General features: G+C 63.8%; 21 protein-coding genes. 16 read left to right on the plus strand and 5 right to left on the minus strand.

Annotated features, from left to right (window positions below; genetic code table 11):
* Positions 1 to 51: 51 nt before the first annotated feature.
* The 4 genes from QAZ22_RS08585 to QAZ22_RS08600 all read left to right on the plus strand — a co-directional run bounded on the left by QAZ22_RS08585 (position 52) and on the right by QAZ22_RS08600 (position 3,041).
* Positions 52 to 552 (plus strand): helix-turn-helix transcriptional regulator, encoded by a 501-nt coding sequence (locus QAZ22_RS08585; RefSeq protein WP_278206250.1) that lies wholly within the window; start codon positions 52 to 54, stop codon positions 550 to 552.
* Between the two features lie 297 nt (positions 553 to 849).
* Positions 850 to 1,431, plus strand: a complete 582-nt coding sequence (locus QAZ22_RS08590; RefSeq protein WP_278206252.1) for a VOC family protein — start codon at positions 850 to 852, stop codon at positions 1,429 to 1,431.
* Positions 1,432 to 1,453: 22 nt separating this feature from the next.
* Complete coding sequence (locus tag QAZ22_RS08595; protein ID WP_278206254.1) at positions 1,454 to 2,320, plus strand: glutathione S-transferase family protein; 867 nt, start codon at positions 1,454 to 1,456, stop codon at positions 2,318 to 2,320.
* A 352-nt stretch (positions 2,321 to 2,672) separates the two neighbouring features.
* A complete protein-coding gene (locus tag QAZ22_RS08600) occupies positions 2,673 to 3,041 on the plus strand; it encodes a hypothetical protein (protein ID WP_278206255.1) in 369 nt (122 codons plus the stop codon).
* Between the two features lie 221 nt (positions 3,042 to 3,262).
* Here the strand turns inward: QAZ22_RS08600 and QAZ22_RS08605 are convergent, their stop codons facing one another.
* Positions 3,263 to 3,484, minus strand: a complete 222-nt coding sequence (locus tag QAZ22_RS08605; protein WP_278206257.1) for a hypothetical protein — start codon at positions 3,482 to 3,484, stop codon at positions 3,263 to 3,265.
* An 865-nt stretch (positions 3,485 to 4,349) separates the two neighbouring features.
* Here QAZ22_RS08605 and QAZ22_RS08610 point away from each other — a divergent pair.
* The 8 genes from QAZ22_RS08610 to phoB all read left to right on the plus strand — a co-directional run bounded on the left by QAZ22_RS08610 (position 4,350) and on the right by phoB (position 15,034).
* Positions 4,350 to 7,721, plus strand: a complete 3,372-nt coding sequence (locus tag QAZ22_RS08610) for a response regulator (RefSeq protein ID WP_278206258.1) — start codon at positions 4,350 to 4,352, stop codon at positions 7,719 to 7,721.
* 92 nt (positions 7,722 to 7,813) lie between these two features.
* Positions 7,814 to 9,181 carry an IS66 family transposase gene (locus QAZ22_RS08615; RefSeq protein ID WP_278203789.1) on the plus strand — a complete coding sequence of 456 codons (1,368 nt, stop codon included), beginning with the start codon at positions 7,814 to 7,816 and terminating at the stop codon, positions 9,179 to 9,181.
* Between the two features lie 650 nt (positions 9,182 to 9,831).
* Entirely contained in the window at positions 9,832 to 10,890 is a 1,059-nt protein-coding gene (pstS, locus tag QAZ22_RS08620; RefSeq protein ID WP_278076345.1) for a phosphate ABC transporter substrate-binding protein PstS, read from the plus strand.
* A gap of 66 nt (positions 10,891 to 10,956) precedes the next feature.
* Complete coding sequence (gene pstC, locus QAZ22_RS08625) at positions 10,957 to 11,943, plus strand: phosphate ABC transporter permease subunit PstC (RefSeq protein WP_278206260.1); 987 nt, start codon at positions 10,957 to 10,959, stop codon at positions 11,941 to 11,943.
* A 3-nt stretch (positions 11,944 to 11,946) separates the two neighbouring features.
* On the plus strand, positions 11,947 to 12,798 hold the full coding sequence (gene pstA / locus QAZ22_RS08630) for a phosphate ABC transporter permease PstA (RefSeq protein ID WP_278206263.1): 852 nt from the start codon (positions 11,947 to 11,949) through the stop codon (positions 12,796 to 12,798).
* Positions 12,795 to 13,598, plus strand: coding sequence for a phosphate ABC transporter ATP-binding protein PstB (pstB, locus tag QAZ22_RS08635; protein WP_278076349.1), 804 nt, complete (start codon positions 12,795 to 12,797; stop codon positions 13,596 to 13,598). The genes pstA and pstB overlap by 4 nt, the downstream gene beginning before the upstream one ends.
* 18 nt (positions 13,599 to 13,616) lie before the next feature.
* On the plus strand, positions 13,617 to 14,324 hold the full coding sequence (gene phoU / locus QAZ22_RS08640; protein ID WP_278207800.1) for a phosphate signaling complex protein PhoU: 708 nt from the start codon (positions 13,617 to 13,619) through the stop codon (positions 14,322 to 14,324).
* A 20-nt stretch (positions 14,325 to 14,344) separates the two neighbouring features.
* Complete coding sequence (phoB, locus tag QAZ22_RS08645; RefSeq protein ID WP_010911896.1) at positions 14,345 to 15,034, plus strand: phosphate regulon transcriptional regulator PhoB; 690 nt, start codon at positions 14,345 to 14,347, stop codon at positions 15,032 to 15,034.
* A 302-nt stretch (positions 15,035 to 15,336) separates the two neighbouring features.
* Here phoB and QAZ22_RS08650 read toward each other — a convergent pair whose 3' ends face one another.
* Positions 15,337 to 16,578, minus strand: coding sequence for an ROK family transcriptional regulator (locus tag QAZ22_RS08650; RefSeq protein WP_278206281.1), 1,242 nt, complete (start codon positions 16,576 to 16,578; stop codon positions 15,337 to 15,339).
* Between the two features lie 361 nt (positions 16,579 to 16,939).
* Here QAZ22_RS08650 and xylF point away from each other — a divergent pair, with 361 nt between their 5' ends.
* The 4 genes from xylF (at position 16,940) to QAZ22_RS08670 (ending at position 22,218) form a co-directional block, all read left to right on the plus strand.
* Positions 16,940 to 17,980, plus strand: a complete 1,041-nt coding sequence (gene xylF / locus QAZ22_RS08655; RefSeq protein WP_278206282.1) for a D-xylose ABC transporter substrate-binding protein — start codon at positions 16,940 to 16,942, stop codon at positions 17,978 to 17,980.
* A 244-nt stretch (positions 17,981 to 18,224) separates the two neighbouring features.
* Positions 18,225 to 19,589 carry a sugar ABC transporter permease gene (locus QAZ22_RS08660; RefSeq protein WP_278206283.1) on the plus strand — a complete coding sequence of 455 codons (1,365 nt, stop codon included), beginning with the start codon at positions 18,225 to 18,227 and terminating at the stop codon, positions 19,587 to 19,589.
* 72 nt (positions 19,590 to 19,661) lie between these two features.
* Positions 19,662 to 20,462, plus strand: coding sequence for an ATP-binding cassette domain-containing protein (locus QAZ22_RS08665; RefSeq protein ID WP_278206284.1), 801 nt, complete (start codon positions 19,662 to 19,664; stop codon positions 20,460 to 20,462).
* Positions 20,463 to 20,592: 130 nt separating this feature from the next.
* Positions 20,593 to 22,218, plus strand: coding sequence for a CHASE domain-containing protein (locus QAZ22_RS08670; protein WP_278206285.1), 1,626 nt, complete (start codon positions 20,593 to 20,595; stop codon positions 22,216 to 22,218).
* Positions 22,219 to 22,299: 81 nt separating this feature from the next.
* Here QAZ22_RS08670 and QAZ22_RS08675 read toward each other — a convergent pair whose 3' ends face one another.
* The 3 genes from QAZ22_RS08675 to QAZ22_RS08685 all read right to left on the minus strand — a co-directional run bounded on the left by QAZ22_RS08675 (position 22,300) and on the right by QAZ22_RS08685 (position 23,233).
* The gene (locus tag QAZ22_RS08675; protein ID WP_027166589.1) at positions 22,300 to 22,545 is read right to left on the minus strand and encodes a YMGG-like glycine zipper-containing protein; all 246 of its coding nucleotides are present in this window, start codon (positions 22,543 to 22,545) and stop codon (positions 22,300 to 22,302) included.
* A gap of 83 nt (positions 22,546 to 22,628) precedes the next feature.
* A complete protein-coding gene (locus tag QAZ22_RS08680) occupies positions 22,629 to 22,907 on the minus strand; it encodes a hypothetical protein (RefSeq protein WP_347566949.1) in 279 nt (92 codons plus the stop codon).
* A gap of 155 nt (positions 22,908 to 23,062) precedes the next feature.
* Entirely contained in the window at positions 23,063 to 23,233 is a 171-nt protein-coding gene (locus QAZ22_RS08685) for a hypothetical protein (protein WP_278206290.1), read from the minus strand.
* Positions 23,234 to 23,348 lie beyond the last annotated feature (115 nt).

The raw sequence follows: 23,348 nt of genomic DNA on the forward strand, positions 1-23,348 counted from the left end.
AAGACACGGCCCGTCCACTTTGACGTAAGCCCGAACCGGCCGCAAACGAATATGACTTTCGTCATCATCGTCCCTGACTTTCGCCAGATGTCTTTCCCAAACAAAGGGGCTAGATCGGAAGCCGATATGAAGCTCAACGTGCAATTCATCAAGCATCCAGGCGCCCGGGAGCGCATGGTCGTGTTGCCGGAATCCCAGTTCCGCGTGCTTAAGCGGACGGCGATGGCAAGCCTGACCGACCTTGGCGATCTTGCCGGCAACAGCCCGCTGCCCAAGCGCGTGTTGGACAAAATCGCCGGCGGCGAGAATCCGGTTCGCGCCGTCAGGGTACTGCGCGGCCTGAGCGGAAGGCAACTCGCGGCTCAGGCGGGAATAACGCCCAGCATGCTGTCGCAGATAGAGCGCAATGGAAAGACAGCCTCCACCAAGACCCTCAAGACCATCGCACGCATCCTGGATGTACCCCTGGATACCATTTCGCCCGATCTCTCCGCCGGAGCGCGCGATATATTGACCAATGCCAGCAGGCCGGTGGCCTGGATTTTGACCTGAGCGATCGAGATCACGCGGAAAATTCGCCGGCGATCTCGGTTCCACGTTGCCAGCCGTCCCCCCTGTTTCCGCATTCCGGTAGCGAGCGCCGTTGAAGCGATGGCGCTTCTGGCGCAATGCCTCGGATTGAATTAGCATCTGGTGATCAAAGCTCCGGCCGCAATCCAAGAAGATGCGGAAAGCGCAGCGCAGGGGAGCGAAGCCGGGGCGGCGATCAAATGCCGAGCGCTGATCCACGCGCGACTGGCATCCGAAACGCATCCGGCGGCAGAGGCCATGCGTGGCCGGGAGGAGCCAATGCAGAAACTGCAATCGCAAGGCGTCCATCACATCACGCTGGTCGGCGCCGATCGCCGAACCTCGATCGATTTCTGGGAAGGCGTGCTCGGCATGCCCTTCATCTTCGAACAGCCCAATCTCGACAAGGCGAGCGAAAGCCACCTCTATTTCGATCCGGGCGATGGCCGGCTGATCACCGTCTTCACCGACGAGAGCCGCAGCCCGGTGAAGCGGCGCACGCCGACCGATATCGGCTGCGTCCACCACATCGCGTTCTCGGTCTCGAGGGTGACCTTCCTGCAGGCGGTCGCCCGGCTCGACGAGCGCGGCATCAAGCACAGCGGAGTCAAGGATCGCGGCTTCATGGATTCGATCTATTTCGAGGATCCGCTCGGCCTGCTGATCGAGCTTGCCTCCTACCGCTTCGAGCCGCCGGCCGGCTTCGGCCACGCCGACGTGCTGATGGCGGCGCACAAGATCCGCGTCGCGCGCGGCGACTACAATATCGCCGAGGTGCACCTTGCCGACGCCATCCAGGCGCTGATCGAGCGGTCGCGCGAGACGTTGTCCGAGGACCGGGCGGCGAAGAATCCATACTGAATAGGTCAGAGGGAGGACCAAGATGGCAAAGGCAGCCACAAAGGGAACGAAGAAGGCCGCGGTGAAGGCAAAGGCAACAACCGCCGCCAAGGTTTCGGCCAAGGCAGCCAAGCCCTCGGCGAAGGCGACGGCAAAAGCCGCGCCCAAAGCGACGGCCAAGGCAGCGCCTAAAGCCAAGGCGAAGCCGGCCAAGAAACCCGCGGTCAAGCTCAGCATGCTGCGGCCGAGCGTCAACAACATGACGGTCCGGGTGTTCACGCGCGCGGCCGGGCTCGACCATGCCGAGACCGACGCCTGGGGCCTGACGCGCACGCCCGAATTCCTGGCGCGCAATCCGGCGCATCTGACGCCGATGATCGAGGACAAGGGGCTGCCGCGCGGCGTGCTTTGGGAAAGCTGCGCCATCATGCAGTATCTCGCCAACAAGCACGGGCTGGAGAAATTCTATCCGAAAGCGCCGGCCAAGCGCGCGATGATCGACAGCGCCATGTTCTATCTGGTCGGCACGCTCTATCCCTATGTGGCTAGAGCCACCTATCCGGCGCTCGGCTTTCCGCAGTATGCCGGCGAGGTCGGCCACAGCGACGCCCATCCCGACAGGAAATCGGAGGCGCAGAAGGCGGCCGCCGCAGCGATCGCCGAGCCGCTGGAGGTGTTTCACAGCTTCTTCAGGGACGGCAAGCCGTTCATCGGCGGCAACAATCCGTCGATCGCCGACATCCGTCTGGCGGCGACGCTCGAGTTCCTGGCCGTCATCGACTACGCGCTGCCCAAATGGGCGAAGGACTATATGGCCGCGATCGAGAAGAAGCTCGGCAAGGCCTATGCAGAGCCGGCCGGCGACGTGCGCGGCTATATCGCCCATGTGAAGACGCAGGCGACGGCTTAAAGCGCGACGCGTCGAACGGATCCAAGCGACGCATGTTGTCTTCCCAAAACCGCCGCACACTTTTGGGCGACATGCACCAAGAAAACCGCGGAGTTAGGGATTCGTTAACCAAAGCCCTGTCTAGTGTCTCGGTCCTCGCCGCGACCACGGATGTACTGGCGCGATTGCCGAGGCGAAGGAAAGGTCGGCTCAGCGCCGGCCTTTTGCTTTTCCGGCGACGACCGTGCCGGGATCACCACAGCATGATCTTGGCGATTTTGCCGGGGCCGGCCGGGTCGAAATCCTATTGTCATCCTCCTCGTTGATCGTACCATGCCGTCAGGCGAACTGGCGAAAGCGAGGAGGACTAGCGATGAGAGGCATGGCAGGATATTCGGCGATTGTCGGCGCGCTGCTGGTGCTGGCCCTTCCGGCGAATGCCGCGTCGCTCAACACCATGAACGAGGTCGGCGTCGCCCTGCAGGCGTGCTGGACCCCGCCTGCCAACTCCGAAAATTCCTCGGTCACCTTGAGCTTCAGCTTCAAGCGCGACGGCACGCTGATCGGCCCGCCGAAGCCAACGGCCATCAAGGTCAGCGGCGATGACAAGGCGCGCCAGGCCTATGTCGACGCGGCGACGGCCGCCTTGCGCAATTGCCTGCCGCTCAGCTTCTCGCCGGCCCTGGCGCAAGGAATTGCCGGCAACGTCTTCACGCTTCAGTTCAATTCGCCGAAGAAGTAAGGCTCAAGCAGTTCAGCGGTCGGTGGAATTTGCCGATCGGCTTGAACTATTGTTTAGACGCAATCCCGACCGGAAGACCGTTACACACTTTTCCTAAGCATGTCCCCCGAAAGCGGAAATGTTTCGGGGCAAAGACATGCGTAAAATCCAAAACCTAAAGCGCATGGAGCGATTCCGAAGGATCGCGACGCGCTTTAGAATTGCTCCGGGACGAAACCGTGTCACGTCGGATTGCGGCTGCGCCGGTCGGTCAGGTGCTTTTCCAGTTCGGGCATCTCGAAGACATAGTCGCTCCACGCCGATTCCGGAATTTGCCCGGCCAGATAGCATTCCAGCAGCAGATTTTGCTCGGGCGTCAGATGCCTCGGCGCCCGCTCGTGATCCAGTCCAAGCGAATGGATCAGGTTCCTGGTCAGGCCAGAGACGGTGAAGTGAACAGACATCTTCAGTCTCCCTTGCGTTGCGCCGATAACGTCAAATGCTAGCCGAAAGTTTCATCAGCAGTCTGTGATCGCGGTCGCATTCGGGCCCGCCGCGACCGAAGGCGCGGGACTCCTCAAACTGAGATGGAAAGCGATGTTTCTATCGTACGGCAGGCGGGGCTGCGCACCAGTCGGACAAGGGATCTACATCAGGCCCTAAAGTCGGCTTCAAAAGAGCGAAAGTGGGATTTAGTCGCAGACGACACGATAGCGCTTGCCGGGCTCGCTGACATTCCTGCATGTGAGCGCCTTCTCCGGCTGGGAGGGCGCATCGGGCGAATCCGGCTGAAAGGACGGCCTTGTCGAAGCCGGCCTGAAATGCCTTCGGCTGGACGGGCTGGCCGGCGCGCTCGGCGGCAGAGGAAATACGTCGGACGCAATCTGCCGCGTGGCAGTTGTTCCTGGCGGGGCCTTGTCCCAAATGCGCCTGACGTCCATCCGGCTTGGAATGATAACCGTGCCGTCGTCGCTGCGCGTGCAGCCGCTTGCCGCCAGCAGCGCCGGGCAGAGAACAAAAGTCAGCATTCGACCAAGCATCAGCAATACCCCCGCCGATTTTATAGCCCGGCAGCGGTGGGTCCGCCAATGGACGGATTACCGCATCGGGCATGGGACCAGCGTCCTACCGAGGCGCGTCGCCCTGAAACGGAGTGAGGCGAGGCGTTTTGTTTCGCGCATGTCGCTCAAAGCCGCCGCATGGTTTTGGGCGACACGCGTTAACGGCACCGGGCGTGGTCGGTTGCGAATCGTTAAGGTTAGCGGATCGTTAATGCTTGTCGGGCACATTCCGCCGACGAACTGGCGAGGTTCGGCCTTGGGGGTAGGAATGGCGGATTCGGACGGGACGGTCGGGGCGGGCGACGCGCGTGATTCTCAAAGGGCAATTGCGGGCGGAAACGAGAGATTCGCCGCAACGCAGCACGCGGCAGCGGCTTCGGAAGCGCTTACCAATCTTCGCCTGATGGTCGATTCGATGCCGATCGGCGTCATCGTCCTCGATGCCGATCTCAGGGCGGAGATCATCAACCGCGCCTTCTATGATTTCTGGCAGATCGATCCGTTTCGCGCCGCGGTCGGCTGCGGCTTCCGCGAGCTGATGGAAGCGAGCCGCGACGCCGATCCCTACGGCGCCGACCAGGCCGCCTGGCAGCGCCACATCGCTGAGCGCGAGGCGGAAATCCGGGCGGGCATTGCCGGCTCCAGGCAGCTGCCGCGCAATGACGGCCGCACGCTGATCGCTTCCTTGGCGCCGCTTGCCGGCGGCAAGCGATTGATCTCCTATGTCGACATCACCGACATGAAGCATCGCGAGACCGAGGCCGAGGATGCGCGCAAGAACCTCGCTACCGTGCTGGAGTCGCTGCCGGCCGGCGTCATCATCTATGACCGCGACGACCGGTTCGTCTTCGCCAATCGCAAGCTGCAGGATACGCTGCCGGCGCTGAAGCCGGCCTGGCAGCCAGGCCGCACCTTTCGCGAGGCATTGGCGCTCGGCCATTCCGTGGGCTATTTCCGGTCGAGCGGCGACAGTGAGATCGACAGCCTCTACGGCGTCGATACCGAACGCTGGCTCGACGCAATGCTCAGGCGCTACCGTTTGCCCAATTCGTCCTACGAGCGCCTCAATCCCGACGGGCGCTGGTACCAAGTATACGACATGCGCACCGACGACGGCACGTTCATCGGCGTGCGCGTCGACATCACCGGCATCAAGACCCGCGAGAAGGCGCTGCGCGACTCGATGCAGCAGATCGATCTCTACCGGCATGTGATGGACGAACTGCCTGTGGCCGCCTTCATCAAGGCCGAGGACCTCTCGATCGAGTTCGTCAACAAGGCCTGGTGCGCGCTGACAGGCATTCCCAAGGAAGACGTCATCGGCAAGACAGACCGCCAGCTTTTCGGCGCCGAGGACGCCGAAAGCTATAGCCACGACGACACCGAGGTCGTCGCCACCGGCAAGGGGCGCGAGGTGGAGGAACCCGTCACCCATCGCGACGGCACGGTGCGGCAGCTGATGACGCGCAAGAGCCGCCTCGTCGCCACCGACGGGTCGGTGCATCTTGTCGGCTCCAGCACCGACATCACCGACGTCAAGGCGCGCGAGCGGGCGCTCAAGGAAAGCATGCGCGAGAACGAGGTGTTCCGCAGCCTCATCGACAATGTGCCCGTGTCGATCTACGCCAAGCGCTCGGATCTGAGGCAATTCTACGTCAACAAGGGCTGGTGCGACCTCACCGGCTTCAGCAAGGAAGAGGCGATCGGCAAGACCGATGTCGAGATATTCGGCGCCGACGGCGAGGCCTTCGTGGCAGGCGACCTCGCGGTGCTGCGTACCGGAGAGACGCAGGAGGTCGAGGAGAAGGTGACGCTGCCCGACGGCAGCGTGCGCCACCAGTTCGCGCGCAAGGGCGCGATGATCGCGTCCGACGGCTCGCTCTATCTGATCGGGTCGACCACGGACATAACGGAACTGAAACAGCGCGAGGCGGAGCTCAGAGAGGCACGCCAGCGTGCCGTGCTCGCCGATCGCGCCAAGTCGGAATTCCTGGCAAATATGAGCCACGAAATCCGCACGCCGATGAACGGCGTGCTCGGCATGGCCGAACTGCTCGCCAAATCGGACCTCGATTCGAAGCAGAAGACGTTCACCGACATCATCGTCAAATCCGGCAACGCCCTGCTCACCATCATCAACGACATCCTCGACTTCTCCAAGATCGACGCCGGCCAGCTCGTGCTGGACCCGGCGCCCTTCAATCTCGCCGAGGCGATCGAGGATGTGGCGACGCTGGTTTCGACGCGCGCCAAGGAGAAGGATCTCGAGCTCATCGTCCGCGTCCAGCCGGGGCTCGACGGTCAGTTCGTCGGCGACGTCGGCCGCATCCGGCAGATCGTCACCAACCTGCTCGGCAACGCGGTGAAATTCACCGACGAGGGCCACGTGCTGGTCGACGTCACCGGCGAGCGGGTCCCGGCCGGCACCAGGCTCACCATCTCGATCACCGACACGGGCATAGGCATCCCCGAGGACAAGCTGAAGCTGGTGTTCGAGAAGTTCAGCCAGGTCGACACCTCCTCGACAAGACGGCACGAGGGCACCGGCCTCGGCCTTGCCATCACCTCGCGGCTGGTCGAGCTGATGGGCGGCGAGATCGGCGTCGACAGCGCCGAGGGCAAGGGCTCGACCTTCTGGTTCACCGTGACGCTGCCGCGGGCCGCGCAAGGCGGGCAGCGGATCATGCCGGTCGACGTGACCGGCGCGCGCGTGCTGATCGTCGACGACAATGCCGTCAATCGGTCGATCCTCAGCGAGCAGATGGCCTCGTGGACCTTCGATTCCTGCGCGGCGGAAAGCGGCGCCGAGGGGCTGAAGGTGCTGATTGCCGCCGCCGCCTACGGCGTGGCCGTCGATTGCGTCGTGCTCGACTACCAGATGCCGGGCATGACCGGCGCCGAAATGGCGCGCATCGTGCGCAACACCGCCGGCCTCGCCCACACGCCGATCATCATGCTGACCTCGGTCGACCAGTCGCTCGCCAGCGCCGCCTACCGCGATCTCGGCATCGATGCGCAGCTCATCAAGCCGGCGCGCTCCTCCATCCTCTTGGAGACGCTGGTCGCCACCATCCAGCGCCATCGCCACAGCACGACGGCCATCCATGCGCCTTTGGCCGGCGGCGTCGGATCGGCGCCCGGCGCGCCGCGGGCGCCGACGGCACAAGCGGCGGCGTCGGATCGCGTCCTGTTGCAGCCGCCGCCGGCGCGGGCCCGTCCGCGTCCGGCCGGCGCGGAGAGCGGGCTCGACATACTCGTCGCCGAGGACAACGAGGTGAACCAGCTGGTGTTCACGCAGATCCTTGGCGAGACCGGCTATCATTTCGAGATCGTCGCCAACGGCCGCAAGGCGCTCGAGGCTTTCGGCAAGCTCAGCCCGCGCATGATCCTCATGGATGTGTCGATGCCGGAGATGAGCGGTCTGGAGGCGACCGCGGCCATCCGCAAGCTTGAAGAGGAGACGGGCACGCATGTGCCGATCGTCGGCGTCACCGCGCACGCGCTGAAAGGGGACCGCGAACGCTGCCTGGAAGCCGGCATGGATGACTACCTGCCGAAGCCGATCAGCCCGAAGGCGCTGCTCGAGAAGGTCGAAAGATGGCTCGGTCCCGGCGCCGAGGTTCGCCGCGGCGCCGGCTAGAGCGGTTCATCGTTTCACGGAAAGTAATTGCTCACCCTCTCGAAAGCCGGCGTGGGTTTGACGGGAATGGCATTGCGTGATTCAAGCTGCGGATGGATCGCGCGGTTCTTGATTCGCTGGACCGGGAACAGCTGATAGAGATCATTTTGGCGCAGGCCGCGATGATCGAGCAGTTGACGCGGCGGGTTGCGGAACTGGAGGCGCGGCTCGGGCTTCCGCCAAAGACACCGGATAATTCGAGTGTTCCGCCCTCGCAAGGTCGCAAGGCTTCGGCGGCAACGCCGCCGGCAAGCAAGCGGCGGCGGCGCCGGAAAGGGCGGACCGGGGCGCATCGTGCGATGGCTTCGAACCCGACGCAAACATTGGAGATGCGCGCTTCGTGCTGCCCACATTGCCGGGCGGATGTCTCGGGCGCGCGGCAATGGCTGTGCGAAGCCTATGATCATGTCGAGCTTCCGCCGATCGAACCGGTGGTGACGCGGATCAACCTTTACGGCGGCGCCTGCCCGAACTGCAGCCGGCGCTTCAAGGCTGCCGCACCGGCGGACATGCCGCCTGGCTCGCCGTTCGGGGCAAAGCTGCGCGCCCTGGTGATTTACCTGCGCTACACGCACGGCATCGCCTTCGAACGCCTGTCGCGGACGCTGTGCGATCTATTCGGGGTGGAGATCAGCGAGGGGGCGCTGGTCAACATGCTCAAGCGGGCCGCAGTCCCCTTCGCCGCGCAGACCGAGCGCATTCGCAACGACCTCATGGCCGCGCCGGCGCTGGCCTCGGACGAAACCGGCCTGCGGGTCGGCAAGCGCAACTTCTGGCTCTGGGTGGTTCATCACAAGGACAGCGCCGTCTTCCTGGCCGATCCGACGCGGGCCAAGCGTGTGCTGGAAGACTTCCTGGCTGATCGTCGCCCCGATTTCTGGCTTTCCGACCGCTATGGTGCCCAAAAGGGCTTCGCCAAACGTCAGCACCAGTTTTGTCTGGCGCATCTCATCCGTGACGCTCAGTATGCCATGGATGCCGGCGACGATTGTTTTGCGCCCGGCCTGATCGCGCTGCTCAAGCGCGCTTGCCGCATCGGTCGCGAGCGCGATCAGCTCAGCGATCGACAGCTGGCTTTCTATAACAGGAAGTTCGTCAAGAAGCTGAGCGAGCTGCTCAGGCTGCGTCCCACCCACGAAGAAGGCATCAAGCTGCACAAGACAATCGGTGAAATCCGCCGAAACCTGTTCGTCTTCATCACCAATCGGGCGCTGGAGGCGACCAACAACGCCTCCGAGCGCGCCCTGCGCCCTTGCGTGACGTTCCGCAAGATCACCAACGGGTTCCGAACAGAGTGGGGCGCCAAGCTCTACGCCGACATTCGATCCGTCCTCGAAACCGCCCGACGACGGGCCATCGACCCACTCGACGCCCTAACCACAACCCTCAACGCGCGTCCCTTGGCATTCGCCCAGGCGTAGGGGTGAGCAATTACCACGGAAACGCCGAACCGCTCTAACTCTTTGTTTTTACGCAATTCCGGACGGAAAACCGCTCACACTTTTCCTGGAATTGCTCTAGAAGCAGATCCAGGAAAAATGCGCGGCGGCTGGAGCTTTTTTCTACCCGGTCGACCGCCGGCGCGCTTCCGCCAGCGGGCCGTCTGATCGCTTGACGCGGACGTATGGTGTGATCGCACCATACCAAAGCGGAGGCCAAGCCAAGACAATGGTCCTTGTCGATTCCGCCCCTCGGTTACGGGCGGGAGCAGCGACCGCCGGCAAGGAACAGCGTCGACTCTACCCCAACGGACCTGTTTTCGGCGATGGCCATGCCATGATCCGCTCTGGCATTCGAGCAACGCGCTCTCGTCCGGATTTTATTTCCCGGCGGCCGATATTTCGGCCGCCGGGATATTTTTTAATCAAAAGTCAGACAAGTTACTGATTCCGGCGGCAAACTCCGGCTGGTCCGCGAAGGCCGCCGCGCGCCTCTCCAGACATCCCTGTTCGGACGTTACGCGGCTGACACGAAACTGTCATCCAACTGTAATAATCGAGGGCTATTGCGCTCACTGGGCGCCGTCAGAAGGCGGTGCCAAGAGACCATATTCCGAACAGGAGCAGGCCACATGAGACATTTCATCCGCTCGGCGGCCGTTGCGATTGCAATGGCTACGGCGTCCACGCTCACCCTGTCCGCCGCTTGGGCTGCGGACATCTCGGGTGCCGGCGCCACCTTCCCCTATCCGATCTATGCCAAGTGGGCCGACGCCTACAAAAAGGAAACCGGCATCGGGCTCAACTATCAGTCGATCGGTTCCGGCGGCGGCATCAAGCAGATCAAAGCCAAGACCGTGACCTTCGGCGCTTCCGATGCGCCGCTCGGCGGCGACGATCTCAAGTCGACCGGCCTTGCACAGTTCCCGATGGTGATGGGCGGCATCGTTCCGGTCGTCAACCTCGAAGGCGTCAAGCCGGGCGAGTTGGTTCTGGATGGCCCGACGCTGGCCGACATCTTCATGGGCAAGATCACCAACTGGAACGACGCGGCGATCAAGAAGCTCAACCCCAAGATCAAGCTGCCCGACCAGGCGATCGCGGTGGTCCACCGTTCCGACGGCTCGGGCACCACGTTCAACTTCACATACTATCTCGGCGACGTGAGCGCGGACTGGAAGGCAAAGGTCGGTGTCGACAAGGCAGTTGAGTGGCCGGTGGGCATCGGCGCCAAGGGCAATGAAGGCGTTGCCAACAACGTCTCGCAGACCGGCGGTGCCATCGGCTATGTCGAATACGCCTATGCCAAGCAGAACAAGCTCACCTATGCCGACATGGTCAACAAGGACGGCAAGAAGGTCGCGCCGACCGGGAAGGCGTTCTCGGCCGCCGCGGCCAACGCCGACTGGAGCTCGCAGCCAGGCTATGGCGTCATCCTCGCCAACCAGCCGGGCGCGGAGTCGTGGCCGATGACCGCAGCGACCTGGATCCTGGTCTACCAGAAGCCCGACGACGCGGCGGCCACGACCGAAGCGCTCAAGTTCTTCGCCTGGTCTTATGCCAAGGGCGACAAGATGGCCGCCGAGCTTGACTACGTTCCGATGCCCGACAAGGTCGTGAAGAGCGTCGAGGAAATGTGGGGCAAGGACATCGTCGACAGCAACGGCAAGCCGCTCTATTCCGGCATGTAATTCCTACGGAATGAGGAGGGCGCTTCCGGCGCCCTCCTGTCTACCTTTTGAAATGCGAGGGGCTCGATGAGTGCCGTTTCCGAAGCCGTGACATCGTCTGCCATGCGGACCAGAGAAGCGACGGTGCGCCGCTTCGCCTTCACCGACATGGTCTTCCGGGCGGCCACGCGCGCTTCCGCCATTCTCGTGCTGGTCATTCTTGGCGGCGTCGCGATCTCGCTGTTCGCCGGCTCGTGGGAGGCGCTGTCGAAGTTCGGCTTCTCCTTCCTGACGACGGAGGCGTGGAACCCGGTCACCGAGAATTTCGGCGCCCTTGCACCCATCTATGGCACCATCGTCACCTCGGCCATCGCCATCATCATCGCCGTTCCGATCGGCATCGGCATTGCCGTCTTCCTGACCGAGCTCTGTCCGCGCCCGCTCAGGCGCCCGATCGGCATCGCGGTCGAGCTGCTCGCCGGCATTCCCTCGATCATCTACGGCATCTGGGGCCTGTTCGTGTTCGCGCCGTTCCTGCAGACGACGATACAGCCCTTCATCATCGACATTTTTCACGGCATCCCGGGGCTCTCCAGCCTGTTTGCCGGTCCGCCCTACGGTATCGGCCTGCTGACGTCATCGCTCATCCTCGCCATCATGGTGCTGCCGTTCATCACCTCGATCACCAAGGACGTGTTCGACACGGTGCCGGCGGTGCTCAAGGAATCGGCCTACGGAATCGGCTGCACGACCTGGGAAGTGACGCGGCGCGTGGTCATTCCCTACACCCGCGTCGGCATCATGGGCGGCGTCATGCTCGGTCTCGGCCGCGCGCTCGGTGAGACGATGGCGGTCACCTTCGTCATCGGCAACGCGCACCGCATCAGCGCCTCGCTGTTCGCGCCGGGCACGACGATCTCGGCCACCATCGCCAACGAATTCACCGAGGCCGATGGCGAGCTTTATACGTCGTCGCTGGTGGCGCTCGGCCTGATCCTGTTCATCATCACCTTCATCATCCTCGCGCTCGCACGCTACATGCTGTTGCGCATCGATAGCCGCACGGGAGCCTGACCGATGTCGACCGCCGCATCGCTCCACCAAAGCCGCAAGCGCAAGAATGCCGTGATGATGGCGCTATGCGTCGTCGCGGCGGGCATCGGCCTCGCCTGGCTGGCGCTGATCCTTGGCGCGCTGGTCTACAAGGGGCTCTCCGGCGTCTCGCTGGCGGTGTTCACAGAAATGACGCCGCCGCCCGGCGACGCCGGCGGCCTGCTCAACGCCATCTATGGCAGCATCATCATGACCATCATCGGCATCGTCGTCGGCACGCCCATCGGCGTGCTCGCCGGGACCTATATGGCGGAGTACGGGCGCTTCTCGCGGCTCACCACGGTGGTGCGTTTCATCAACGACATCCTCTTGTCGGCGCCGTCGATCATCGTCGGCCTGTTCGTCTATGAGCTGATGGTGCGGCCGATGGGCCATTTCTCGGCGATAGCCGGCGCCGTCGCGCTGTCGATCCTGGTGATCCCCGTCGTGGTGCGCACCACCGAAGACATGCTCAACCTTGTGCCCAACGCTTTGCGCGAAGCCGGCACCGCCATCGGCGCGCCGCGCTGGGTGGTGATCCGCTCGGTCGCCTATCGCGCGGCGCTTTCCGGCATCGTCACCGGCATATTGCTGGCGATCGCCCGCATTTCCGGCGAGACGGCGCCGCTGCTCTTCACCGCTCTCAACAACCAGTTCTGGTCGAGCAATCTCAACGCGCCGATGGCCAGCCTGCCGGTGACCATCTTCCAGTTTGCGCTCAGCCCCTATGAGGAATGGCAGCAGCTGGCCTGGACGGGCGCACTCATAATAACCCTGACGGTTCTCGGGCTGAGCATCTTCGCCCGCAGCCTTACCGGACGCAGAGAGGACAGATGAAACCGATGTTGTCCACCGACCTTAACGTAGCCGACACGGCCGTCGAGAAGGCCAAGATCGAGGTCAAGAACCTCAACTTCTACTATGGCCAGTCGAAGGCGCTGAAGGACATCAACCTGTCGCTGCCCGAGCGCAGCGTCACCGCCTTCATCGGGCCGTCGGGCTGCGGGAAATCGACTCTGCTGCGCGTGCTGAACCGCATCTACGAGCTCTACCCGAAGCAGAGCGCGGAAGGCCAGGTGCTGCTCGACGGCAAGAACATCCTCGACCGCTCGCAGGACCTCAACCTGCTCAGGACCAAGATCGGCATGGTGTTCCAGAAGCCGACGCCGTTCCCGATGTCGATCTACGAGAACATCGCCTTCGGCGTCAGGCTGTACGAGAAGATCAGCAAGGCCGAGATGGACAACCGGGTCGAGTCGGCGCTGAAGCGCGCGGCGCTCTGGAGCGAGGTCAAGGACAAGCTCAACGCCAGCGGCCAGAGCCTGTCCGGCGGTCAGCAGCAGCGGCTTTGCATCGCCCGCACCGTGGCGGTGAAGCCGGAGGTCATCCTGCTCGACGAACCGGCCTCGGCGCTCGACCCGCTGTCGACCGCCAAGATCGAAGAGCTGATCGACGAGCTGCAGGCCGACTACACGATCGTGATCGTCACCCACAACATGCAGCAGGCGGCGCGCGTGTCGCGGCAGACGGCGTTCATGTATCTCGGCGAGCTGGTCGAGTTCGACCGGACGGAGAAGATCTTCACCTCGCCTCGCGAGAAGCGCACGCAGGACTATATCACCGGCCGCTTCGGCTGAGTTTCATACGAGGACATAATCATGGCCCATACGGTCGCTTCCTTCGACGAGGATCTGAGGCAGATCAGCCAGCTTATCCGTGACATGGGCGATCTCGCCGGCTCGATGGTCGGCGCGTCGACCAAGGCCCTGCTCAATTCCGACAACGCGCTGGCGCAGCGCGTGGTCTCCGACGACGCCATCATGGACGCGCGCCAGCGCGAGCTCGACGATCGCGCCATCACCTTGATCGCCAAGCGCCAGCCGATGGCCGACGACCTGCGCAGCGTGGTCGGCGCGATCCGCATGGCCGGCGACCTCGAGCGCATCGGCGATCTCGCCAAGAACATCGCCAAGCGCGTCGGCTCCGTCGGCGTCAGCGCCGCGCCGCGCGACCTGTCGCACTCCATCGACTCGATGGCGCAGCTGGTGCTGATCCAGGTCCAGGGCGTGATCGAGGAGTACACGGTGGGCGACGCCACGGCGCTCGCCAAGCTCCGGAACGACGACGAGCGCATCGACGTCAAATACACCTCCGTCTTCCGCGAGCTCCTGACCTACATGATGGAGGATCCGCGCAACATCACGGCCTGCACGCATCTCCTGTTCTGCGCCAAGAATCTGGAGCGCATCGGCGACCACGTCACCAACATCGCCGAGAATGCCTATTATGTGCTGACCGGCACCCAATTGCCCGCAAACCGTCCGAAGCAGGACGAGACGGCGATGTCGGCGCCGGCGGCCTGACAAACGAAGGTACCTGCTAAATGATCGCGCCACGCATCATGGTGGTGGAGGACGAGGAGCCGCTGGGGGTGCTGCTCCGCTACAACCTCGAATCCGAAGGCTATCAGGTCGAGGTGGTCACCCGCGGCGACGAAGCCGAGATCCGCCTGCAGGAGAACGTGCCCGATCTCCTGGTGCTCGACTGGATGGTGCCGGCGGTTTCCGGCATCGAGCTTTGCCGCCGCCTCAGGATGCGGCCCGAGACCGAACGGCTGCCGATCATCATGCTGACGGCGCGCGGCGAGGAAAGCGACAGGGTGCGCGGCCTCTCGACGGGCGCCGACGACTATCTGGTCAAGCCGTTCTCGACGCCGGAATTCATGGCCAGGGTCAAGGCGCTGTTGCGCCGCGCCAAGCCGGAGGTGCTTTCCAGCGTGCTCAAAGTCGGCGACATCGTGCTCGACCGCGAATCACACCGCGTCTACCGCAAGAAGAGCGAGATCAGGCTCGGTCCGACCGAGTTCCGGCTGCTCGAGTTCATGATGCGGCATCCCGGCCGGGTGTTCTCGCGCAGCCAGTTGCTCGACAATGTCTGGGGCGAGACGATCTATATCGACGAGCGCACCGTGGACGTACATGTCGGGCGCCTGCGCAAGGCGGTCAACAACGGCCGCATGCCCGATGTCATCCGCACCATACGCGGCGCGGGATACGCAATCCGCGAGGATTAGGCGCACCGTTCGTGGAATTGACGCGTCCGCTACCGGATCGCATGCGTTGGTGAGTAGCTGAGACGCTCGTGCTTCGTCATCCACGGGCGGAGCAAGGAGCGAAGCGACGCGGCGCAGACCCGAGGATCCATTCCGTGACGTCGACGCGGCACTGCGGTGCAGAATTCTGCTCCGCTGCGCATTTCGATCAAGGTGACGGCATGGATTCCAGGGTCTTCGCGACGGAGCTTCGCTCCTGCTCCGCCCTGGAATGACGAAAGCTCAAAAGGCCTTCGCTAATCTCCGGCGATTCGGAAAGCCGCTCAGGCCACATTCTTCCCGGCGCCCGCCCTTGCCTGGACGCCCGGGGCGAAAATCTCCTGGTCGACGAAGGTCAGCGCGCGCATGGCGCAGCCCTCGCGGATCAGCGGCAGTTCGTTCGGCTCAGTGTCGAAGGAGATCGATTCCGAGTGCTGGCCACCGGCGGTCTGGGCGATGGCCTCGCGCAGCGACGGCTCGATCAGGTCGAAAGCGGCGGCGCTGACGCCGACCATGGCGACCGGCGCCGGGTCTATCAGCGCGAACAGGCTGCCGAGGCCGAAGCCCAACGCCTCGCCCGCCCGGCGGTATGCCTCGCGCTCCGGGCCGTCCTTCTCCCGCGCCTTGGCGGCAAGCGCCCGCATGTCGGCGTCGCCGACGTCGACCGGCTCGGCGTCCTCGCTCATCTTCATGGCGCTGCGCCAGATGGCGTAGTTCCCGGCATAGGCCTCGACGCAGCCGCGGCGTCCGCAACGGCAGAGCGCGCCGCCTGGACGATGGATCATGTGGCCGAACTCGCCGCCGGAAGAATGCGTGCCGGTGAACAGCTCGCCCTTCAGCACCAGGCCCATGCCGATGCCGTGCGACAGCAGGATGGCAATGAAGTTGTCGCGATAGCGGTTGGGGTCGCGCCATTGCAGCGCCACCGCCATCATGTTGCAGTCGTTCTCCATGGTCGCCGGGATGCCGAATTCCTTTTCCAGGATGTCGGCGAAAGGAATGTCGGTCAAAGGCGTAATCGGCGACCACAGCATTGCCCGCGCATGGGAATCGGTGATGCCCTGGATGCCCATGGCGATGCGGGCGACGCTGCGGACATCGAGGTCGGGGTCTTCCAGCCGGCGCCGGACGATCGCCACGCATTCGCCGATCAGCTCGTCGCGCGGCATGGTCAGCGTATCGAGGCGCCGCTGCTCCTCGGCGATGACCTGCCCGGCATAGTCGATGACGGCGACGGAAAGGAAATTCAGCGACAGCACCACCGTCACCACCGCGGCCGCCTCGGGGTTGAGGGCGAGGCCGACCTGCGGCCGGCCGCGCTTCAGCGATGCCGCCTCGCTCGGTTTGCTCTCGGCCAGGATGCCTTCCTGGATCAGGTCCGAGGAAATTGCCGAAATGGTCGAGTGGCTGAGCCCGGTGGTCGCGGCGATCTCCGTGCGCGACGGCTGGCCGGCGCGGCGCACGGCCGAGAGCACCATGGCGCGGTTGCGCCGGCGCAGGTCGTCGTGGCGGATCCCGACCGACATTTTTCTCCTCCCGGTCAGCGCGGCCTCTTGATAATGCATGGGCCGTCGGCGACACGCCAGATCGGTTCGGTTGCGGATACAACACCACCGAACCGCTCTGGATTTTGTTTCATTCAGTTCCCACGGCAGCGGCTCCGCGCTTCCTGTGCAACTGTTTTCAGGATAGTGGCAGAAGCGGCCAAGGCTGTCATTATTTATTGCGGGCCTCGAAAAAAAGTTCGCGGCACCTCAAAAACCATCAGAATCGCAGTTGACAGTGCTTCGGCGTTGGATCAGTGTTTTTTCGAGGCTCGAAAAAAAGCCTCTGTTACCGGCCTTGGGGCCAGTCTGGGTCGCGCCGCAAGGGCGCAGGGAGGAAATCATGAAGAGATTCGCAACCGCCATGCTGGCGGGTGTCGCCATGTCGTTGACGCTGGCGTCGGTCGCAGAGGCGAAGGACAAGGTGATCGGCGTTTCGTGGTCGAATTTCCAGGAAGAGCGCTGGAAGACCGACGAAGCGGCGATGAAGAAGGCGATCGAGGCGGCCGGCGACAAATACATTTCGGCCGACGCGCAGTCCAATCCGGGCAAGCAGCTGACCGACGTCGAAAGCCTGATCTCGCAGGGCGCAAACGCGCTGATCATCCTGGCGCAGGATGCCTCGGCGATCGGCCCGGCGGTGCAGAAGGCGCTCGACGAGGGCATTCCGGTCGTCGGCTACGATCGCCTGATCGAGAACAAGGATGTGTTCTACCTGACCTTCGACAACAAGGAAGTCGGGCGCATGCAGGCCCGCGAGGTGTTTAAGGCCAAGCCTGAAGGCAACTACGTCTTCATCAAGGGCTCGGGCGCCGATCCGAATGCGGATTTCCTGTTCGCGGGCTCGATGGAAGTGCTGAAGGAAGCCATCGACAGCGGCAAGATCAAGAATGTCGGCGAGGCCTATACGGACGGCTGGCTGCCCGCCAATGCGCAGAAGAACATGGAACAGTTCCTGACCGCCAACGACAACAAGGTCGATGCGGTCGTGGCGGCCAATGACGGTACTGCCGGCGGCGTCGTCGCGGCGCTGACGGCGCAGGGCCTGGCCGGCACCGTTCCGGTCTCGGGCCAGGACGGCGACCACGCGGCGCTCAACCGCATCGCCCTCGGCACGCAGACCGTGTCGGTGTGGAAGGACGCCCGCGAGCTCGGCAAGAACGCCGCCGAGATCGCCTCGCAGCTCGCCGACGGCAAGAAGATGGCCGACATCGCCGGCGCCAAGGACTTCACCACGCCTGGCGGCAACACCGTCAAGTCGCTGTTCCTGACCCCGATCGCCATCACCAAGGACAATCTCAACGTCGTCATCGACGCAGGCTGGATCAAGAAGGACGAAGTCTGCGCCGGCGTCGCGGCTGGCGCGGTCGCAGTCTGCAATTGATCCGGCCGACGTTTATTCAAATCCTGACGCCGCGGCCCAAAGCCGCGGCGTTTCTCAAAAAAGGGCTTCCTGCTTCAAATGATACGGGAAAGCCGGTGGAGCGGTTCATCGTCTGGCAGAATCGTCGAACCGCCCCAGCCATTTGTTTCCAAGCAATTCCGGACGGATTACACACTTTTCCTGGAGTTGCCCCAGCATTTGTGGTCCGGCATCCGAGTCAGAGGACAGCCGGTGGGAGGAGATCATGACCGATACGACCTCTGAGACGGCGGCCAACCCGGCGGCGGATCGCGCACGTGCTTCCGAACTCAGCGCGATCGGCCGTTTCCTCAAGGCGACCGAACTCGACACCCGCATGCTCGGCATGGTCGGCGCGCTGCTGATCATCTGGATCGGCCTGCACGTCATTTCGAGCCTGCGGCTCGGCGTCAATCCGCTCGATTTCGACAGCCGCACGTTCCTTACGCCGCGCAATCTGTGGAACCTGTCGGTGCAGACCTCGGCCGTGGCCATTATGGCCTCGGGCATGGTGCTGGTCATCGTCATGCGCAACATCGACCTCTCCGTCGGCTCGGCCGAGGGGCTGATCGGCATGGTCATGGGCTTTGCCCAGGTGCATTTCCTGGTGCGGATGGTCGGGCTCGAGCTCGGCAATCCGTGGATCTGGGTGCTGGCGCTGGCCATCGGCCTGGCGCTCGGCCTGCTGATCGGGGCCTTCCAGGGCTTCGTCATCGCCTATCTCGAGGTGCCGGCCTTCATCGTGACGCTGGGCGGGCTGCTGGTGTGGCGCGGCGCCGCCTGGTGGGTCACCAGCGGCCAGACGGTCGCGCCGCTCGACGCCACCTACCAGCTGATGGGCGGCGGGCCGGCCGGCTCGATCGGCGCCAGATGGAGCTGGGTGGTGGGCGTCGTCGCCTGCCTGGCGGTGGTGTTTGCGCTGTTTCACGGCCGGGTGCAGCGCAAGCGCTTCCGTTTCCCGCTCCGGCCGATCTGGGCCGAGACGCTGCTCGGCGCGGTCGCCTGCGCGATCATCATGGGCGCGGTGTGGCTGGCCAATTCCTATCCCTGGCCGGTCGGCATCGTGAACCGATACGCCGCCGCCAACAACATCACCGTTCCAGAAGGCGGGTTGTTCATCGCCCACGGCATCGCCATTCCGGTGCTGATGGCGGTCGCGGTCGGCCTGATCATGACCTTCATCACCAAGCGCACCCGCTTCGGCCGTTATGTCTTCGCCATCGGCGGCAATCCGGAAGCGGCGAACCTTGCCGGCATCAACACCCGCTGGATCACCATGAAGGTGTTCATGATCATGGGCGTGCTGGCAACGATCGCGGCGGCGATCTCGTCGGCCAGGCAGAATTCGTCGACCAATGCGCTGGGCACCCTGGACGAGCTCCTGGTCATCGCCGCGGCGGTGATCGGCGGCACCTCGCTTGCCGGCGGCTCGGGAACCGTGCTCGGCGCCATGCTCGGCGCGCTTTTGATGCAGTCGCTGCAGTCCGGCATGGTGCTGCTCGGCGTCGACTCGCCGCTGCAAAGCATCGTCGTCGGCGCCGTGCTGGTCGTCGCGGTCTGGCTCGACACCATCTACCGCAAGCGCGTCTGAGCATGATCCCGCAAAGTGGAAACCGGTTTGCGGAAATGATCATGCTCAAAGGTTACTACTAGGGAGGAGACCATGGCAGACAAGAATGCTTCCGCCGGCGTCCCGCTGGTCGACATGCGCAACATCTCGATCGCCTTCGGCGGCATCCGCGCCGTCGACGACGCCTCCATCGATCTCTTCCCCGGCGAAGTGGTGGCGCTGCTTGGCCACAACGGCGCGGGCAAGTCGACGCTGATCAAGATCCTGTCCGGCGCCTACAAGCGCGATGCCGGGCAGATCTTCGTCAACGGCGAAGACGCATCGATCTCCAATCCGCGCGATGCCAAGAGATACGGCATCGAGACGATCTACCAGACGCTGGCGCTTGCCGACAATGTCGACGCCGCCGCCAATCTTTTCCTCGGCCGCGAGCTGATGACCGCCTGGGGCACGCTCGACGACGTCGCCATGGAGGCCGAGGCGCGCAAGGTGATGGGCCGGCTCAATCCGCGCTTCCAGCGCTTCAAGGAGCCGGTGATCAAGCTGTCCGGCGGGCAGAGGCAGTCGGTGGCGATCGCCCGCGCGATCCTGTTCAACGCCCGCATCCTGATCATGGACGAGCCGACAGCCGCGCTTGGTCCCCAGGAGACGGCCCAGGTCGGCGAACTGGTGCGGCAGCTCAAGGCGGACGGCATCGGCATCTTCCTGATCAGCCATGACATCCATGACGTGTTCGATCTGGCAGACAGGGTCTGCGTGATGAAGAACGGCCAGGTCGTCGGCACGGCGCGCACCGGCGACGTGACCCAGGACGAGGTGCTCGGCATGATCATTTTGGGCAAGTGCCCGCCGGGCGCCATTCCGGGTCCCGGAGCGCTGAAGATCGCGGCCTAAGGCAATAAGTTAGCTGGCTAATTTACGTTTAGGTGATGTGCCAGCGGCCGTGATGGATTGGCTTCGCCATTGTGTTGGCGCGGAGACTTGCCCATAAAGGTGGTCAACCATCGAGGGGCCGCATCCTGCGTTGAAAAAGCTCTTTCCGATCGTCGCTTTCATCGCCGTCGCACTGATCAGCCTGACGATGGCGGGGTTCGCCTATTTCGCGACCCAGGAGGCGGCGCGCATCAAGTTCGAGGGAACGGCCGACGACGCGCTCAACCGCATCGAGAGCCGCATCGACCTGCACCTGTCGCTGCTGCGCTCGACGCAGGCGCTGTTCGACGCCCGCAACGGCGACATCACGCGCGGCGAGTTCAACGCCTTCTTCACCGCACTCGACATCGACGACAATTTCGCCGGCCTGCGCGGCATCGGCTTCCTGAAGCTGGTCAAGACCGGCGACGAGGCAGCGGTCGAGCGCGACATCCTGCGCGATCACGGTTCGGCGCATCCTGTCTATCCGGCCACCAGCGAGCAGCAATGGCGAACGCCGATTGTGCTTTTCGAGCCGCTCGATACGTCCAACCAGTCGGCCATCGGCTTCGACATGTTCAGCGAGCCGGCGCGGCGGACGGCGATCGAGAAGGCCATGGCCGACGACCAGCAGCATGCGAGCGGGCTTATCCAACTCGGCCAGGGCGTTGGCGCGAAGCAGACCTTTCCGGGTTTCCTGGTCTTCGTGCGGCTGAACGTGGAAACGGCGCCGGACGTGATCAATGCCAGCCGGTCCTCGACCGCGGGCTTTCTCTATGCCGCCTTCCGCTCGCGCGACTTGTTCCAGGTGGCGCTCAGCAAGGCGCCGCTGCTGCCGGTCAATGTCGAGATCTATGACGGCAAGCCTAATGCCGACAATCTCTTGTTCCGGTCGGAAGCGCCGCCGGCCGAGTCCTTGGGTGCGAAGCTTGTGGCGCGGCGGAATATCGTCGTCGCCGGCCGACCCTGGACCGTCCTGTTTAGGCCGACGAGCGCTTTCTCGCTGCCTTCCTCGCGCGCCATTCCGGTGATGCTCGGGCTGTTCGGCCTGCTGCTTGCCGGGGCGATCGCCCTGGTGGCCCGCTATCAGGAGCGTGCCTATGAGGCGAAGTCGCTGCTGCACGAGGCGACGGAGAAGAGCCTGCTGGAGAAGGACCTGATCCTGCAGGAGATGAAGCATCGCATCAAGAATTCGATCACTAGGGTTTTGGCGATCGCGCGGCAGACGGCATCCCAGGCCACCGACGTGAAGGAATTCTCGGCATCGTTCTCGGCGCGTCTGCAGGCGATGGCCGCTTCGCAGGACATGCTGACACGCTCGCGCTGGCAGAAGGCGGATCTTGGCGACCTCCTGCGCATCGAGCTCGGGCAGGTGTTCGGCAAGGAGCTGCCTGCAGGCATCTTGTCGGGGCCGGAGGTGCTGCTTGACGAGAACACCACGCAGGCGCTCGGCCTGACCTTCCACGAGCTTGCCACCAATGCGCTGAAATATGGCGAGGCAGGCAGCTCGGTTGGCGCCTTGAAAGTCGAGTGGTCGGTCGAAGGGCGCGGCCGCGAACGGACGCTGGTGCTCAACTGGCGGGAGGCAGGACAGAAGCAGCTGGAAGAGCCGGCAAAAACCGGTTTCGGCACCAAGCTGATCGATCTCAACGTCACGCGCGAACTGCGCGGCACGATCAAGCGCGATTTTCAGGCCGACGGGCTGAAGGTGGAAATAAGGATTCCGCTCACGGGTTGAACGGCGCCGCCATGCCAGCGGCCGGCCATGTCCCCAGGCAAAGAAATGGAGGCCGGCAGACCGGCCTCCAGATCGACATTCTTAGTTGCAGCGGGCGGTGTAGATCCGGCCGCGATGATCGCGATACTGACAATAACCGTTGCGCAGGTTGCGGACCAGGAGGCCCGATCCGGCGCCGACAGCCGCGCCGATCAGCGCGCCCTTGCCGCCGCCTACCAAGCCGCCGACACCGGCGCCGATCAGACCGCCGCCGACCACATCCTGCTCGGTCGTGGTGCAGCCGCTGACAGCGACCACGGCAACCATGGCAATGATCATCTTCCGCATAAAATTGCTCCTCACTTTTGTCCTCACTTTCGGCAGTGCCAGCCGCCATTTAGCACGAAAAAACGGGCTTTGCCTGCACGATCTTACTGTTGATTAAGATAGTCTTTTTCAGGGCGCGCGCCGTTCGACGCGACAAGCGTGCCGGAGACTTCCAGCGACGCCTCGAGCGAGCCGTCGGGGCGCACGGTCCAGACGATCTGGTCGTAGTCGTCCTCCAGCGCCGGATCGACGACGAGGCACTCGCCGACGATGTGTCGCGCCTGACCCCGGACGTCAGCCAGCGCGAAGGGCCGTTCGGCGGTGCAAGCCTCAAAGGTCTCGAAGACGCTGACCGGGACAGTCAGCTCGCGGCATCCGGTCATGGCGTCCGAGCAGCCGATGACGAGGAGCAAAGCGGCGTGTGTTCCACGGGTGAACCCTCTCCGCGGCAAAGAACGATTTTCGCCGCTCAAAAGTTCCTGCCGCCGCGATGCCGCGAGCCCTTGCCGACTTAAAGCGCGACCGGGAAACTGCCGGATCAGGTCAGCTGCCACGCTGCCGCCAGCACCAGGGCAGCAAGGAGCGCGACGGCGCCGAGACGAAGCGAAAGATGGGAGGAACGGGGCAAGGGCGGCGCCTCGGCGTCCTGGAAGCTGCTCATCGAGACGCGCGCGGCCTGCTCCAACCTGTTCATGTCGGAAACCATCATTCAGTCCTCCCAAATCGCGTGCCAAATCGTGTGCCAAATCGCGTGATTGGTCGCGGCTGGGGCTTTCGGCGCGGTTTTAGCCAGGAACACAGAATCGGGCTTTATGGTGAACAGC

The sequence above is a fragment of the Mesorhizobium sp. WSM4906 genome (assembly GCF_029674625.1).
Lineage (GTDB): Bacteria > Pseudomonadota > Alphaproteobacteria > Rhizobiales > Rhizobiaceae > Mesorhizobium.